The 14,559-nt window shown below is 70.3% G+C and carries 15 protein-coding genes and 1 tRNA gene; 7 read left to right on the forward strand and 9 right to left on the reverse strand.

Features of this window, described 5'->3' with window-relative positions; all coding sequences use genetic code 11:
• Positions 1-38 precede the first annotated feature (38 nt).
• The gene (locus DEJ24_RS07650) at positions 39-620 is read right to left on the reverse strand and encodes a DUF3027 domain-containing protein (RefSeq protein WP_111078064.1); all 582 of its coding nucleotides are present in this window, start codon (positions 618-620) and stop codon (positions 39-41) included.
• Between the two features lie 2 nt (positions 621-622).
• Positions 623-1,000, reverse strand: a complete 378-nt coding sequence (locus DEJ24_RS07655; RefSeq protein WP_110905101.1) for a cold-shock protein — start codon at positions 998-1,000, stop codon at positions 623-625.
• Positions 1,001-1,053: 53 nt separating this feature from the next.
• Between DEJ24_RS07655 and DEJ24_RS07660 the strand changes: the two genes are divergently transcribed.
• The 5 genes from DEJ24_RS07660 to DEJ24_RS07680 all read left to right on the forward strand — a co-directional run bounded on the left by DEJ24_RS07660 (position 1,054) and on the right by DEJ24_RS07680 (position 7,446).
• The gene (locus DEJ24_RS07660; protein ID WP_111078066.1) at positions 1,054-1,356 is read left to right on the forward strand and encodes a multidrug ABC transporter ATPase; all 303 of its coding nucleotides are present in this window, start codon (positions 1,054-1,056) and stop codon (positions 1,354-1,356) included.
• A gap of 28 nt (positions 1,357-1,384) precedes the next feature.
• Positions 1,385-3,160 carry a helicase-associated domain-containing protein gene (locus DEJ24_RS07665; RefSeq protein WP_111078068.1) on the forward strand — a complete coding sequence of 592 codons (1,776 nt, stop codon included), beginning with the start codon at positions 1,385-1,387 and terminating at the stop codon, positions 3,158-3,160.
• Positions 3,161-3,218: 58 nt separating this feature from the next.
• Positions 3,219-4,916, forward strand: a complete 1,698-nt coding sequence (locus DEJ24_RS07670; RefSeq protein ID WP_111078070.1) for a DNA repair helicase XPB — start codon at positions 3,219-3,221, stop codon at positions 4,914-4,916.
• Between the two features lie 65 nt (positions 4,917-4,981).
• A complete protein-coding gene (locus tag DEJ24_RS07675) occupies positions 4,982-5,677 on the forward strand; it encodes a response regulator transcription factor (RefSeq protein WP_110905105.1) in 696 nt (231 codons plus the stop codon).
• Between the two features lie 77 nt (positions 5,678-5,754).
• Positions 5,755-7,446, forward strand: coding sequence for a cell wall metabolism sensor histidine kinase WalK (locus DEJ24_RS07680; RefSeq protein WP_258374759.1), 1,692 nt, complete (start codon positions 5,755-5,757; stop codon positions 7,444-7,446).
• Positions 7,447-7,696: 250 nt separating this feature from the next.
• Here DEJ24_RS07680 and DEJ24_RS07685 read toward each other — a convergent pair whose 3' ends face one another.
• The 7 genes from DEJ24_RS07685 to DEJ24_RS07720 all read right to left on the reverse strand — a co-directional run bounded on the left by DEJ24_RS07685 (position 7,697) and on the right by DEJ24_RS07720 (position 13,903).
• Positions 7,697-8,197 carry a hypothetical protein gene (locus DEJ24_RS07685; RefSeq protein ID WP_146245955.1) on the reverse strand — a complete coding sequence of 167 codons (501 nt, stop codon included), beginning with the start codon at positions 8,195-8,197 and terminating at the stop codon, positions 7,697-7,699.
• A gap of 858 nt (positions 8,198-9,055) precedes the next feature.
• Positions 9,056-10,678, reverse strand: a complete 1,623-nt coding sequence (groL, locus tag DEJ24_RS07695; protein WP_110903409.1) for a chaperonin GroEL — start codon at positions 10,676-10,678, stop codon at positions 9,056-9,058.
• A 239-nt stretch (positions 10,679-10,917) separates the two neighbouring features.
• Positions 10,918-11,121: a cold-shock protein gene (locus tag DEJ24_RS07700; RefSeq protein WP_056120541.1), complete on the reverse strand. Its 204-nt coding sequence runs from the start codon at positions 11,119-11,121 to the stop codon at positions 10,918-10,920.
• 252 nt (positions 11,122-11,373) lie between these two features.
• On the reverse strand, positions 11,374-11,979 hold the full coding sequence (locus DEJ24_RS07705; RefSeq protein ID WP_111078078.1) for a LytR C-terminal domain-containing protein: 606 nt from the start codon (positions 11,977-11,979) through the stop codon (positions 11,374-11,376).
• The gene (locus tag DEJ24_RS07710) at positions 11,976-12,275 is read right to left on the reverse strand and encodes a DUF3263 domain-containing protein (RefSeq protein WP_258366198.1); all 300 of its coding nucleotides are present in this window, start codon (positions 12,273-12,275) and stop codon (positions 11,976-11,978) included. The genes DEJ24_RS07705 and DEJ24_RS07710 overlap by 4 nt, the downstream gene beginning before the upstream one ends.
• 96 nt (positions 12,276-12,371) lie before the next feature.
• The gene (locus DEJ24_RS07715) at positions 12,372-13,427 is read right to left on the reverse strand and encodes a DUF2332 family protein (RefSeq protein WP_111078080.1); all 1,056 of its coding nucleotides are present in this window, start codon (positions 13,425-13,427) and stop codon (positions 12,372-12,374) included.
• Positions 13,427-13,903 carry a GNAT family N-acetyltransferase gene (locus DEJ24_RS07720; RefSeq protein WP_181436559.1) on the reverse strand — a complete coding sequence of 159 codons (477 nt, stop codon included), beginning with the start codon at positions 13,901-13,903 and terminating at the stop codon, positions 13,427-13,429. Before DEJ24_RS07720 ends, DEJ24_RS07715 begins: the two co-directional genes overlap by 1 nt.
• Before the next feature lie 73 nt (positions 13,904-13,976).
• On the opposite strand from DEJ24_RS07720, the gene msrB reads away from it, so the two are divergent.
• On the forward strand, positions 13,977-14,378 hold the full coding sequence (gene msrB / locus DEJ24_RS07725; protein ID WP_110903414.1) for a peptide-methionine (R)-S-oxide reductase MsrB: 402 nt from the start codon (positions 13,977-13,979) through the stop codon (positions 14,376-14,378).
• A 73-nt stretch (positions 14,379-14,451) separates the two neighbouring features.
• Positions 14,452-14,524 (forward strand) — tRNA-Thr (locus DEJ24_RS07730).
• The last annotated feature ends 35 nt before the right edge of the window (positions 14,525-14,559 follow it).

Raw genomic sequence — 14,559 nt, forward strand, 5'->3', positions numbered from 1 at the left:
CCGTTGCGCGATGCCGCCCACGTTGCGTGGCGCGGAGGTCAGGACCGGTGGAAGCCGGGGTCGACCTCGCCGACGTCGAGTTGCTCGAGGTCCAGGTCGTCGTCGGGGTCGACCGGGCGGACGCGTCGGGTGCGGCGACGGCCACGGGCGGGCGGGGGCGGGACGTCGTCTTCGTCGTCGTCCTCGTCCTCGTCCTCGTCCTCGTCCTCGTCCTCGTCCTCGTCGTCATTGTCGTCGTCGTCGGACTCGTCCTCGTCCGACTCGTCGTCGAAGTCGTCGTCCTCGTCCGACTGGTCATCGTCTTCGTCCTCGTCCGACTCCTCGTCGTCCTGCGCCGCGCGGTAGTCCGCCAGCCGCTCGGACCACGGCACCCACTCCGGCGCGAGGAGCGACCCGTCGCCGGGCATCAGCTCGACCTCGAGGACGGTGGGCTCGTCACCGTCGACCTGGGCGATGCTGACGGTCCAGCGCCACCCCGGGTAGCCGGGCATGCGGTTCGCGAAGAGGACGGAGACGACGCCGTCCCCCTCGTCGACGGTGCCGACGGCGCTGCCGACGGTTGCTTCGGGGGTGATCTCGAGCAGTGCGCCGCGGGCGAGCTCGGTGAGGTCGGTGGTCATGTTCACGCGTCCAACTGGTCGGCGACGTGTCGCAGGATGGTGGCGATGCGCTCACCGTTCTTCGGGTAGCGGCCGCGCTTCAGGTCGCCGCTGATCCGGTCGAGTTCCTTCACGAGGTCCTCGACGATCACGGCCATGTCGTCCGCGGAGCGCCGGGTCATCTTGGCGAGGGACTGCGGGGCTTCGAGGATCCGGACGGTCAGTGCCTGGGTCCCCTTCTTGCCCTGCACGACCCCGTACTCGAGCTTGGTGCCGGCCTTCACCGTGGTCACACCGTCGGGCAGGGAGGAGGCGTGCAGGAAGACCTGGTCGCCGTCGTCTCCGGAGATGAAGCCGAAGCCCTTCTGGTCGTCGTAGAACTTGACCTTGCCGGTGGGCATGCTGGGACTCCTCGTTACATGGACGGCCGCGGTGCGTCGGATATCCTGGGCCGATGGCCAAGCCGACCCGATCCACCGGGGACCCCCGCACTGCTGCGGAACCCCCGGCGACGTTCAATCGTACCGAACGCACGCTCGCGTTCATGGTCGGTGGGATCGTCTGCCTCATCCTGGCGTGCTTCATCGTCATGATCGTCGGGTGGTTGACGATGCAGCAGATCCCCGGCGACGGCATCTGGCCGGTCGCGCTCGGGGTCGTCTACTTCGGTCCGCCGATCGCGTTCGTGCTCATGCTCACGCTCCTGGTCATCACCTGGACGCGCAAGGCCCGGCAGCACCGCGCAGAGGCGCGCTGACGTCCGCCCCGGACGCCGGCGAAGGACGATGACGACCACGACGGACCTCGCCGCACGACTGCGCGAGCTCCCGGACGACGCGCTCGAACGACTCGTTCTGGCACGCGCCCTCCCGACCGCCGCACTCGGCGAGTCCGGTCCGCAGCACATCGCGGACTTCTTCGACCTGGCCGAAGCACTCCGCACCGACGACGCGGTGGACGCCGCGATCGAGCGGCTCCCTCGCCGGGCCCTCGTCGCCCTCCGCGACGGCGGCTCGCCGGACGACCTCGCACCGGCGGTCGCACTCGGCCTGGCCGACGGGACGGGCGCGGTGGATGACGCGGTCGCCGCCCGACTCGCCGCACGCCCGGAACTCGTCACGGACGCTCCGGGAGGCTCGGCCCCCGCCCGCCCCGACACCTCCGGCCGCCAGTCGGTCGCCGACGACGACCGGTCCCGCGCTGCCGGTGCCGAGCACGCCTTCGAGACCCTCACGGTGCTGGCCGAGCTCCTCCGCGCCGCCGATGCCGGTTCCGTGCGGGAACTCGCGAAGGGCGGCATCGGTGCCCCCCTCGCCCGACAGCTCGGCGAGCGGACCGGGGCTGACGCCGCCGTGGTGTCGGACCGACTCGCACTGCTCGACCGCGTCGGGGCCGCGCATCCCGAGGACGGGTCGTGGAAGGTCTCGGACGCCGGACACGCCTGGCTCCGGTCCTCGTGGCCGGACCGCTGGGCGACGGTCGTGCACGACTGGCGTGCCGCGCTCGACCCCGCCGTCGCCGAGGTCCTGGACCTGGCCGACGACGACCTCGGCGACCTGGTGTCGCTGGGGCGATGGGCCTACCCCGCCGGTTCACGCTGGCTCGACGCCGCACTGCTCGACGCGGCCGGCACGGCACGGATCCTCGGGCTCGCGGTCGACGGCCGCCTGACCTCCACCGGCCGGGTACTGCTCGGCGACGACCCGGAGGCAGCACGCTCCGCCGCCGCGGCCGACCTGCCCGGCACCGTCGACGGGGTGTACCTGCAGCCGGACCTCACGGTCATCGCACCCGGGCCCCTCACACCTGCCGACGACGACGACCTCCGGGCCGTCGCCGATCTCGAGGCCCCGGGCCTGGCGGCGCGGTACCGCGTCTCCGAGGACTCGATCCGCCGGGCACTCCGCGACGGCCGCACCCGTGACGACGTGGTGGCGCTGTTCACCCGCATCGGTGCGACCGAGGTCCCCCAGCCCCTCACCTACCTGATCGACCAGGTCGCGACCCGTGACGGCAGCGTCGTGGTGGACCGCGGCGAAGGCGACCTCGGGTCCGTGCTGCACGGCACACCGGAGCAGCTCGACCTCATCGGGGTGGACGCCGAACTCCGCCAGCTGGCGTGGGAGCGGCCCGACCTGACCACCCTCGTCACGAAGTACCCGCCGCACGTCGTGGCCAGCGCGCTCGAGGACCAGCGGTACCCGGCCGTGCTCGCAGCGGGGGCGCGCCCGGAGACGCGATCCGGGCCTCCCGTCCGGCGACGCGCACCGAGCCGGTCTCCGGAGCAGGCGGCACGTGCGCTCGTGGAGCGCCTGCGACTGACGACGGAACGCGGCGACGCGGAACCGGAGCAGGAGTGGATGGCACGGCAGATCGACATGGCGGTGCGCGGTCGGACGCCGATCCGCATCACCGTGCGGATGCCGGACGGATCGGAGCGGCCGTTCTCGATCGTGCCGACCTCGGTCGCGGCCGGTCGGGTCCGCGGCAAGGACACCGCGGTCGATGTCGAACGGACCCTGCCGCTGTCGCTCGTCGTCGGCATCGAGAGCGACGCCTGACGGTCGTGCTGTGGACAACCGGGTCATGCACCAGCTGCGCCGCCTAGGCTGATCCGTCATGAACGGACCGCTGATCGTGCAGAGTGACCGCACCGTGCTGCTCGAGGTCGCGCACCCTCAGGCAGAGGACGCCCGACACGCGCTGGCGGTGTTCGCCGAGCTCGAACGGGCGCCGGAACACGTGCACACCTACCGCATCACGCGGCTCGGGTTGTGGAACGCGCGCGCTGCCGGGCACGACGCGGCGTCGATGATCGACACGCTCGAACGATTCGCGAAGTTCCCGGTGCCGCAGAGCGTGACGGTCGACATCGAGGACACCGTCTCGCGCTACGGGCGGCTCGTCATCCGGCGGGAAGAGCGCGAGGACGCCCCCGTGATCGCGAACTCCCCGACCGAGGAGCTCGAGCAGCAGCCCGCGCTCGTGCTCACCGCATCCGACCCGGCGGTCCTCGCCGAGGTCGTGCGGTCGAAGCGGATCCAGCCCCTCCTCGGCGAACGACGCTCCGAGAACGCCGTCGAGCTGCAGGCGTGGGCCCGCGGCCAGGTGAAGCAGGAGCTCGTGAAGATCGGGTGGCCGGCCGAGGACCTCGCCGGGTACACGCCCGGGCAGCCGCACCAGATCGACCTGGACACCACCGAGTGGGACCTGCGGCCGTACCAGCACGAGGCGGTCGACAGCTTCTTCCAGCAGGGCTCCGGCGTCGTCGTGCTGCCGTGTGGTGCCGGCAAGACGCTGGTCGGTGCCGGCGCGATGGCGACCGTCAAGGCGACCACGCTCATCCTCGTCACGAACACCGTGTCGGCACGGCAGTGGCGGACCGAGCTCCTCCGCCGCACGACCCTGACCGAGGACGAGATCGGCGAGTACTCCGGCAGCGTCAAGGAGATCCGGCCGGTCACGATCGCGACCTACCAGATCCTCACGGCCCGCCGGAAGGGCGTCTACACCCACCTCTCGCTCCTCGACGCGCTCGACTGGGGTCTCGTGGTCTACGACGAGGTCCACCTGCTGCCCGCGCCGGTCTTCAAGCTGACCGCGGACCTCCAGGCCCGACGTCGTCTCGGACTGACGGCGACGCTCGTGCGCGAGGACGGGCGCGAAGGCGACGTGTTCTCGCTGATCGGGCCGAAGCGCTACGACGCCCCGTGGAAGGAGATCGAGGCGCAGGGCTACATCTCCCCCGCGGAGTGCTACGAGGTCCGGATCGACCTGTCGCACGAGGACCGTCTGGAGTACGCGGCATCGAGCGACGACGAACGGTACCGGCTGGCGGCCACCTCGCCGGCGAAGACCCCCGTCGTCCGCGACCTCATCGAGAAGCACCGCGGTGAGCAGATCCTGGTGATCGGGCAGTACATCGACCAGCTCGATGAGCTCGCGGCGTCGCTCGACGCTGCCGAGATCACCGGCGCGACGCCGGTCGACGAACGTGAACGGCTCTACCAGTCGTTCCGCGAAGGCAGCATCGACGTGCTCGTCGTCTCGAAGGTCGCGAACTTCTCGGTCGACCTGCCCGACGCGACGGTGGCGATCCAGGTGTCGGGCTCGTTCGGGTCCCGCCAGGAGGAAGCCCAGCGACTCGGGCGGCTGCTGCGGCCGAACAAGGACGGCGTCCCGGCGTCGTTCTACACGCTCGTCACCCGCGACACCGTGGACCAGGACTTCGCGCAGAACCGACAGCGGTTCCTCGCCGAGCAGGGGTACTCGTACACGATCCTCGACGCTGACCAGCTCGCGGCGCCCGTCGCCTGACGACGCCTAGCCGACACACGAACGGCTCCCAGGAATCGGCCAGGGAACAGCCAGATGATGGTCACATGACCGACGGACCCAAGATCCTCATCGTCGACGACGAGCCGAACATCCGCGATCTCCTCACGACCTCGCTTCGCTTCGCCGGTTTCGCGGTGCGGGCGGTCGGGAACGGGGCACAGGCGATCTCCGCCGTGCTCGAAGAGGAGCCGGACCTCATCATCCTCGACGTCATGCTCCCCGACATGAACGGCTTCGGCGTCACCAAGCGCCTCCGTTCCTCGGGCTACACCTCGCCGATCCTCTTCCTCACGGCGAAGGACGACACCGAGGACAAGATCACCGGCCTCACGGTCGGCGGCGACGACTACGTGACGAAGCCGTTCTCCCTCGACGAGATCGTCGCCCGCATCAAGGCGATCCTGCGTCGCACGATGAACGACGAGGAAGACGCGATCATCCGCGCCGGCGAGCTCACGATGGACCAGGACACGCACGAGGTCACCATCGGCGAGGCGCAGATCGAACTCTCCCCCACCGAGTTCAAGCTGCTGCGCTACCTCATGCTCAACCCGAACCGTGTGCTGTCGAAGGCGCAGATCCTCGACCACGTGTGGGAGTACGACTTCAACGGCGACGCGGGCATCGTGGAGTCCTACATCTCCTACCTCCGTCGGAAGCTCGACCAGTACTCGGCCGAGCCGATCATCCAGACGAAGCGTGGCTTCGGCTACATGCTCAAGGCGTCCAAGGCCTCCTGAGTCACAGCTGACTGTCGGCGGTCGTCGGGTTCTCCCCGGCGGCCGCCGCTTAGTGTTGGGGAAGCATGCACGCGCGAATGACTCACTGGTGGGACGCGATCTCCCTCCGCACCAAGATCACCGGGATCACCGTCCTCCTGGTCGCGCTCGGCCTGCTCGTCGCCGGGCTCGGCACGATGACGGTGCTGAGCACGTACCTGATGCGGCAACTCGACACCCAGGTGACGACCACCAGCTCGCAGCTCGAAGGCCAGAACGTCAGCGACGGCGAGCAGTACTGCAAGCTGTCGATGGTGCTCGAGAAGAGCTCCTACGTCGCCGCGTACGACGGCGGCGGCGAACAGATCTGCGACACGCAGTCGCCGTCGCAGCCGGACGTCTCACACGTCCGCTTCTCGGCGGCGGCCTCCACCGCGGCCCCCTTCAGCCTGTACGACAAGCAGCACAACCACGAGTGGCGTGCCCAGGTCATCCCCGCGAACCTGCAGAACCTCTCCACCGGGGCCACCGAGACCGGCTACGTCCTCGTCGCGGTCTCCAGCGCCGGCACCGACCAGACCATCGGGCAGTTCACCGTCATCTTCCTGCTGTTCGGCATCTCGGTGATCCTGCTCGGGGCGATGCTCACGCGCCTCCTCGTCACCGCCACGTTCGACCCACTGCGCAACGTCGAGGACACCGCGGCTCGCTTCGCAGCCGGTGACTTCAACCAGCGCCTCGACGCGGACACCCCGAACACCGAGGTCGGCCGGCTCAACCGATCCCTCAACGCGATGCTCGAGCGGATCGACGACGCCTTCGAGGACCGTGAGCGCACGATCGACCAGATGCGCCGGTTCGTCGGCGACGCCTCACACGAACTCCGGACGCCGCTGGTGTCCCTCCGCGGGTACGCCGAGCTCTACCGCATGGGTGCGCTGCGCAAGGAAGAGGACGTCGCGCAGGCGATGGACCGCATCGAGAAAGAGGCCAAGCGCATGGGCCTCCTGGTGCAGGACCTGCTGCAGCTGGCCCGCATCGACGAGTCGAAGCCGCTCGAACTCGGACCGGTCGACCTCGTCACCATCGCCCGTGACTCCGCGCTCGACACGATGGCCTCCAACCCGGACCGCGAGATCCAGGTCCTGGTCGAGGACGCACTGACCGGGGAGAACGTGCCGCAGGCCGTGCGGCCGATGAGTTCCTTCGGTGCCGCGGCCGACGGTTCCGGCAGCCCGGCCGCCCCCGCGTCCCCGTCGCTCAACACCACCGGTCCGATCGCGTTCTCGCGGCAGACGATCGCGCGTCTCCGCGCTCGTCGCACCCGGGCGATGAGCCTCGACACGAAGAACCCGACCGACGAGACGACGCCCCTGCCGACGATCGTGCTCCCCAAGCGGCCGCCGATCGTCCTGGCGGAGGAGAACAAGGTCCGGCAGATCGTGACGAACCTGATGGGCAACGCCATGCGGTTCACCGAGCACGACGACCCGATCGAGATCGGCATCGGCGTGGACGACGAGCGCGAGATGGCGCACATCGACGTGATCGACCACGGCGAGGGCATCCCGCCGCAGCTGCGGGAGAAGATCTTCCAGCGCTTCTGGCGAGCCGACACCAGCCGCGCACGGGACACCGGCGGATCGGGCCTCGGGCTCGCGATCGTGTCGGGCATCGTGCACGCGCACCACGGGTCCGTCGAGGTGTTCGACACCCCGGGCGGCGGCGCCACCTTCCGCGTGTGGCTGCCGCTGCTGCCGCGCGAGGGCGCTCCCGCCACGCTCTCCTGACCTGAGGCGGCACGCGGTCCGAGGTCGCTTGAACTGCCGCCCGCCCCGTCCAGGGCAGCACTTCGTGCAACCCGACGTCGGCCTGACGGCATGTCGAGCGACCTCGCGGGGAGCGCGACTGCTCCCCGGCCGGGAGGCTCTCCCTGCGCCCGCCGTCCAGGTCGCCGGAACTGCCGCCGTCGCCCGTCTCGGTCAGCACGTCGTGGGACCTCGGCGAGCCGGACCGCCCCCGCGTCGCAGGGAAGTCGACTCACCGAGCCGACGCGGAGCTGCGCGCGGGACTGCTTCGCCGGATCGCGAACGCCTGGCGGAGTCGCTCGAAGACCAGCGCCGGACGAGACGCGTCGAGGGCAGTGGCATGCACGACGAGCCATCCGTTGACGACGAAACCGTTGTCTCGCCGTTGATCGTGCTGGAACACTTCGCGGTCACGATGGTGGTCACCGTCGTACTCGAAGGCGATCCGGTACTCGGGCCAAGCCATGTCCACACGACCGAGGAACGTCCCAGAAGGGTCCTCGACGTCGATGTTGAGCACCGGCTCCGGGAATCCGGCGTCGACCAAGGCGAGCCGGAACCACGTCTCCATCGCTGACTCCGACCCGACGCGGACGAGTTCGATGGCGGCTCGGGCCACGCGGACGTGACGGTGCCCCGGACGGATCGATGCGGCAAGCCCATCGATGGTGGTCAGAGCGCTCCTCCCGACGAGGTGGTCACCGACCGCGACCAGGTCACGGAGCCCGAGCACGGAAGCACACTCCCACCAGGCCTGTTCAGGGGTGCTGCACCGGACTCCTCGGACCGTGGTCATCGGGGCGTCCGCTCGGGCCCGGTGGCCGGTCACGCCCGGGCGGCGCATCAGCGGACCGCGGCCAGCCGTGGAGACGTGGTTCCGATCCTGTTCCCGCCCGGGCAGCGGTGCTCCCCAGAGGCGCGCCGCCGTGGTGTGACTGAAGAACTGGTCGGTTCCCAGGACGAGAGAGAGCGCGTCCACCAGCGTCCCCTCGTACCCGTGCCCGACGCGGACCCCGTGGACGGGTCGTTGCAGATCGCGGCGGCGAAGTCGTCCTGGGTCGAGGCCCGACGACAGCGCGTCGCGAACCCGGAAGGGCTGCGCGTGGAACGGGCTCGGAAGGGGTCGTGGCTGCGCCATCTCGACAGTCTCGGGAACGCGGCGGCGGACCGAGCCGACGACTCCCGTTCCCTGTGGAGAACGAGGTGACGCGAGCCTCCAGTGCAGGAGCCTGCAAGTCGCGCACTCGCGAGCCGCGCGATCGAGGGTTCCCGAGGTCGCGAGACGCGCCGCAGCCCGAGCACCCAGGTCGCGATTTGTGCCGCACGCCGCTCGGCCTGCCGGCAGTTCGAGCGACCTCGACGATCGGACGGTGTAGACGCCGGCCCGCCCCCCCCGGCCGGCGGCGCAGCCTTCCAGCCGCACAACACGCCACGGACTACTCGCCGAGGTCGCACGAAGTGCCGCCTCGGCCCCCGGCGGGCGGCAGTTCGTGCGACCTCGGCCGCCGCCCGCGCCGGCCGCCCGCACCCGCGCACGCGGAAGGGCCCCCGCACGCGAAGCGTACGAGGGCCCTTGCCGAGCAGGTCCGGACTAGAAGTCCATGCCACCCGTGGGGTCGCCGGCCGGCATGGCCGGGTTCTTCTCCGGCTTGTCGGCGACGACGGCCTCGGTCGTGAGGAACAGACCGGCGATCGACGCAGCGTTCTGCAGCGCCGAACGCGTGACCTTGGCGGGGTCGATGATGCCCGTGGCGATCAGGTCGACGTACTCGCCGGTCGCGGCGTTGAGGCCCCAACCGGACTCGAGCTCGCGGACCTTGGCGGCCACGACACCCGGCTCGAGACCGGCGTTCAGCGCGATCTGCTTGAGCGGGGCGTCGATGGCGACGCGGACGATGTTCGCACCGGTCGCCTCGTCACCCTCGAGGGTGAGCGAGTCGAGCGCGACCTTGCCGGCCTGGATGAGGGCGACGCCACCACCGGCGACGATGCCCTCTTCGACGGCTGCCTTCGCGTTGCGGACGGCGTCCTCGATGCGGTGCTTGCGCTCCTTGAGCTCGACCTCGGTCGCGGCACCCGCCTTGATGACGGCGACGCCACCGGCGAGCTTCGCGAGGCGCTCCTGGAGCTTCTCGCGGTCGTAGTCGGAGTCGGTCGCCTCGATCTCGGAACGGATCTGACGCACGCGGCCGGCGATCTGCTCGGCGTCGCCGGCACCCTCGACGATCGTGGTCTCGTCCTTGGTGATGACGACCTTGCGGGCACGACCGAGGAGGTCGAGCGTCGCGTTCTCGAGCTTGAGGCCGACCTCTTCCGAGATGACCTGGCCGCCGGTGAGGATCGCGATGTCCTGCAGCATGGCCTTGCGGCGGTCGCCGAAGCCCGGGGCCTTGACGGCAACGGACTTGAAGATGCCGCGGATCTTGTTCACGACGAGGGTCGCGAGGGCTTCGCCGTCGACGTCCTCGGCGATGATCAGGAGCTGCTTGCCCGCCTGGATCACCTTGTCGACGACCGGCAGGAGGTCCTTGATGTTCGAGATCTTCGAGTTGACGATCAGGATGTAGGCGTCCTCGAAGACGGCTTCCTGACGCTCGGGGTCGGTGACGAAGTACTGCGACAGGTAGCCCTTGTCGAAGCGCATGCCCTCGGTCAACTCGAGCTCGGTGCCGAAGGTGTTCGACTCCTCGACGGTGACGACACCTTCCTTGCCGACCTTGTCGATGGCCTCGGCGATGAGCGCGCCGATGGTCGGGTCAGCGGCCGAGATCGACGCGGTGGCGGCGATCTGGTCCTTGGTCTCGATCTCCTTGGCGTCGGCGAGCAGCTGGGCCGAGACGGCCTCGACGGCCTTCTCGATGCCGCGCTTCAGGGAGATGGGGTCGGCACCGGCGGCCACGTTGCGGAGGCCTTCGCGGACGAGCGCCTGGGCGAGCACCGTTGCGGTGGTCGTACCGTCACCGGCGACGTCGTCGGTCTTCTTGGCGACCTCCTTGACGAGCTCCGCACCGATCTTCTCGTACGGGTCGTCGAGCTCGATCTCCTTGGCGATGGAGACACCGTCGTTCGTGATCGTGGGGGCGCCCCACTTCTTCTCGAGGACGACGTTGCGGCCGCGCGGGCCGAGCGTCACCTTCACGGCGTCGGCCAGCTGGTTGAGGCCGCGCTCGAGGCCGCGTCGGGCCTCTTCGTTGAAAGCAATGATCTTTGCCATGTGAGTTCTTCGTCCCTCCCGGACGTCGTCATCGGGGTCGTTCTGGCACTCAGTGTGACCGAGTGCCAAGCCCGATTCTGGCACTCGCCACCCGAGAGTGCAACACAGTCGGGAGGCTCGCCCCGCTTCCACAGGTCGGCCCACCCGACGCCCACCCGCGCGGCGACCGGGACGACGGCCGCCAGACGACGAACGCGCCGCCCCCGGAGGGACGACGCGTTCGTGAGCGCTTCTGCGACTCAGGCGGGACGGACCGACTCGGCCTGCGGGCCCTTCGACCCGGTCCCGACGTCGAACGTCACTGCCTGGCCCTCCTCGAGGACCTTGTAGCCGTTCATGTCGATGGCCGAGTAGTGCACGAACACGTCCTGGCCCCCTCCATCCACGGTGATGAAGCCGAAGCCCTTCTCGGCGTTGAACCACTTCACGGTTCCGTTGGCCATGTTCCTTGCTCCCTGCGGTACTGCTGGTGCGAACGACGCCGCCATCGCAAATGGTGCCGTCGGGTCCGAGGCCGTGTCGCCTCTCCCGATCGCGCGACATCCCCTCTGAAGTGAGGACCTGTCGCGACCACGGGATGACCACTCGTGACTCTGACCGAGAGTCACGATTTCGGCAAGGGGTGTGACACGTATTTCACGGAGCGATCCACCATCCGCAACGTGCCGGAAACACAGAGCCCCGGAACAGCACGCTCAGCCGGTGTAGTCGGCTCCGAGGACGACCGACACGTCGGCGTTCGGGAAGGCCGCCGACTGCTGCACCGCGGAGGTCCCGAGCGACTGCGCGATGCCCTCCGCGAGCGCTGCCTGCGACTCCTGCTGGTAGTAGACGATGGTCTGCGTCGACCCCGTGGTCCCGGCGTCGCCCGTGGAGGTCACCTTCCACCCGGCGCCGGTGAGCTTCGTGGAGGCGTTCGCGGCGAGGCCTGTGGTCGAGGTCCCGTTCAGCACCACGAGGGTCGTCGCGCCCTGGTCGGACGGGGACGCGGCGGCAGCCGGCGCGGAGCTGGACGCCTCGCCCGACGGCTCCGGACTGGTCGACGCACCGCCGGTCGGGGTCGAGGACGCCGACGCAGACGACGACGGAGCCGACGTCGCTCCGCCACTGCCCTCGGTGAACTGGAAACTGCCGTTGGCGAGTGCGAGCACGAGCACACCGACGCCCACGAGGACACCCGTCGCGAGGGCCGCCCACGCGAACACGATCCATCCACCACCCCGACGGGCAGCACCGCGGTGCGCCCCGACCCGGGGGCCGTCGGTGACGTCGTCGAACCGGTCTCGCGGGAATCTCGTCATCGTTCCTCTTCACGTCCTTCGTGGTCGGCCGGGGGCGCGACGAAGCTGCGGGCAGCACGGGCACTCGTCCGGGCCCGGCGGAGACGCTGCAGCCGGGTGACCAGCTGCGGGTCGTACGCCAGGGCCGCCGGAGAGTCGATCACCCGGTTCAACACCTGGTAGTACCGCGTCGGCGACATGTCGAACTCGACGCGGATCTCCGCTTCCTTCGTCCGGTCGTGCCGTGCCCGCTCGTGCTCGAACGCGAGCACGTGCTTGGCGAGCTCGGTGAGCTCGTCGGTGGGGAGGGCGGTCACTGTGGTTCCGATCGCGGACGGGTTGCAGGTCTCGCACATCGTAGGGGCGCTCGGCAGGTCGACCCTGGCACGGCGCTGGACTGTCGCGGAACCCGCTCAGCGGAGCGTGCGGCCGAACCACCGGACCCGGGTCCCGAAGGCGTCGGACACGGCGAGCGCCCGGCCGTCGAGGGACAGCGTCGCGAACGCGTCCGGGTCCGCGGGGTCCACGTCCTCCGGCAGCGTCGCGGCGACCTCGGCGAGGATGCCAGTCCGCTCCAGCGCCACCCACCGCACGTCCCGTTCGCGCAGCCGGTCGACCAGGCGCTGCCGTCCGGCGCCGGGCACGTAGACGAGCGTCCCCGTCGTGAGGACGACCGGCTCGCAGTCGTCCGGCACCGCGTCGAGCGCCCGGTCCAGGTCCTCCGGCACGCTACCGCGGACCCGGACGGGAGGCTCGACCACCGTCGCGCGCAACGCCTCGCGCATCAGGGCGGTCCGGTCCGTCGCCTCGGGTGGGACGGCCTCGACGAGTCGCTCGAGGGCTCCCGGTGCCGCCGGGTCGATCGGGTTCGGGTCGAGGGCGATGCGCGCACCGATCCGGATCGACGTCGCGGCGGGGTCCGGCGGCGTCCCGGTGACGTCCGCGACGAGGTGCACCGCCGGCCCGGGCACGGCGGTGTGCATCCGGACGAGTGGGTCGAGCGCTCCGGTACGGGCGTCGCGCTCCGTCGCGAGGGGGCGCGACGTCCGTTCCGGGGCGCGTTGCCGGTGGTCCAGCGTCACCCGGTCCGGGATCGAGCAGAGCCCGGCGGCGGCTCCGACGTCGACCAGCCCGAGCGGCCGGTCGGACGCCGCGGCGAGCGCAGCGAGCACCGGGACGACGGGGGCGAGCCGACGCGGGTCGTTGGCCTGCACGGTGGCGGTGGTGAGGGCCGCGACCAGGGCGGGGCGGGCCTCCCGGCCGAGTGCGCGGAGCGAACCGGCGTCCATCGGGTCGGCGCCGAACCGTCGTGCGACCGCGAACAGCAGTTCCGGCTGACGCTGTGTCTCGGGGACCGCGTCCAGCAGCGCGACGAGGTCGTCGTCCAGGGAGTCGGCCCAGCTGGCGTAGGCGGGCGAGACGGACGCGATCCGGTCCGCGTAGGTGCGGTAGCGCTCGCGGGTGTCCATCAGGACGCCGGGCGGTACATGCCGACGTGGGTGATGCCGGCCTCGTCGTAGGGGACGCCGAAGCGGACGAAGCCGTGGCGTTCGTAGAGCGCGGCGATGTACTGCTGGGCGTGCAGCACGAACGCCTCGTGCCCGTGTTCGGCGAGCGCTGCGGCGACCAACCGGCCGGCGATGCCCTGGCCGCGGTGGTCCGGGTGGGTGGCGACCCGGCCGATCACCCGGGTCGGGGCGACGGTGGCGTCGGGGTGCGGCTCGTCCGCTGCCGGGCGGACCAGGCGGAGGTAGCCGGTGGCCGGCGCGTCCGGGGTACCGGACCACCAGTGCTCGGTGTCGGGCTCGCGGTCGCGGCCGTCGAAGTCCTCGGCGGTGACCCGTTGTTCGAGGGCGAACACCCGGTTCCGCAGCCGGACGATGTCGTACAGTTCGTCGGTCGTCAGGTGTTCCCAGCGAGCGTGGTGGACGGAATGACCGGACATCCCCCGGAGTTTACTGATGTGACGCACGATGACCGGCGGACACGAGTCCCGGTCGGAACCAGGAGGTACGCACATGGCATACAACGTCGACAAGTCCGACGCCCAGTGGCGCGAGGAGCTCTCGCCGGACCAGTACGCCGTGCTCCGCCAGGCCGGAACGGAGCGCCCGTGGACGGGTGAGCTCCTCGACGAGGAGCGTGCCGGGGTCTACACGTGTGCGGCGTGTGGCGCGGAACTGTTCAAGAGCGGCACGAAGTTCGACTCCGGCTGCGGCTGGCCCTCGTTCTACGAGTCGGTCGACCCGGCGGCGGTGCAGCTCATCGAGGACAAGTCCCTCGGGATGGCGCGCACCGAGGTCCGGTGTGCGAACTGCGGCGGGCACCTCGGCCACGTGTTCCCGGACGGCTTCGGGACCCCCACGGGCGACCGCTACTGCATGAACTCGATCTCGCTCAACTTCTCGGCGGAGGAGTAGCGAACAGGCGACGGCGCCCGGGCTGCGGCTCGGGCGCCGTCGTCGTGTCCTGCCCGGTACGATGGGCGGGTCAGCCGGCATGGCGCAATTGGTAGCGCACCGTACTTGTAATACGGGGGTTCCGAGTTCGAGTCTCGGTGTCGGCCCATATAACCCAGATGAGGCCCCGGATTGCGCGAGC

Origin of the sequence: Curtobacterium sp. MCPF17_001 (assembly GCF_003234615.1) — a bacterium.
Classification (GTDB): domain Bacteria; phylum Actinomycetota; class Actinomycetes; order Actinomycetales; family Microbacteriaceae; genus Curtobacterium.

Excerpts from the sequence above, each read along its gene's own strand:
- msrB (WP_110903414.1), top strand. The coding sequence starts at position 13,977 with ATGGCATACAACGTCGACAAGTCCGACGCCCAGTGGCGCGAGGAGCTC.
- DEJ24_RS07655 (WP_110905101.1), bottom strand. The coding sequence starts at position 1,000 with ATGCCCACCGGCAAGGTCAAGTTCTACGACGACCAGAAGGGCTTCGGC.
- DEJ24_RS07665 (WP_111078068.1), top strand. The coding sequence starts at position 1,385 with ATGACGACCACGACGGACCTCGCCGCACGACTGCGCGAGCTCCCGGAC.
- DEJ24_RS07670 (WP_111078070.1), top strand. The coding sequence starts at position 3,219 with ATGAACGGACCGCTGATCGTGCAGAGTGACCGCACCGTGCTGCTCGAG.
- DEJ24_RS07720 (WP_181436559.1), bottom strand. The coding sequence starts at position 13,903 with ATGTCCGGTCATTCCGTCCACCACGCTCGCTGGGAACACCTGACGACC.
- DEJ24_RS07675 (WP_110905105.1), top strand. The coding sequence starts at position 4,982 with ATGACCGACGGACCCAAGATCCTCATCGTCGACGACGAGCCGAACATC.
- DEJ24_RS07705 (WP_111078078.1), bottom strand. The coding sequence starts at position 11,979 with ATGACGAGATTCCCGCGAGACCGGTTCGACGACGTCACCGACGGCCCC.
- DEJ24_RS07715 (WP_111078080.1), bottom strand. The coding sequence starts at position 13,427 with ATGGACACCCGCGAGCGCTACCGCACCTACGCGGACCGGATCGCGTCC.
- DEJ24_RS07650 (WP_111078064.1), bottom strand. The coding sequence starts at position 620 with ATGACCACCGACCTCACCGAGCTCGCCCGCGGCGCACTGCTCGAGATC.
- DEJ24_RS07700 (WP_056120541.1), bottom strand. The coding sequence starts at position 11,121 with ATGGCCAACGGAACCGTGAAGTGGTTCAACGCCGAGAAGGGCTTCGGC.
- DEJ24_RS07660 (WP_111078066.1), top strand. The coding sequence starts at position 1,054 with ATGGCCAAGCCGACCCGATCCACCGGGGACCCCCGCACTGCTGCGGAA.
- groL (WP_110903409.1), bottom strand. The coding sequence starts at position 10,678 with ATGGCAAAGATCATTGCTTTCAACGAAGAGGCCCGACGCGGCCTCGAG.
- DEJ24_RS07680 (WP_258374759.1), top strand. The coding sequence starts at position 5,755 with ATGACTCACTGGTGGGACGCGATCTCCCTCCGCACCAAGATCACCGGG.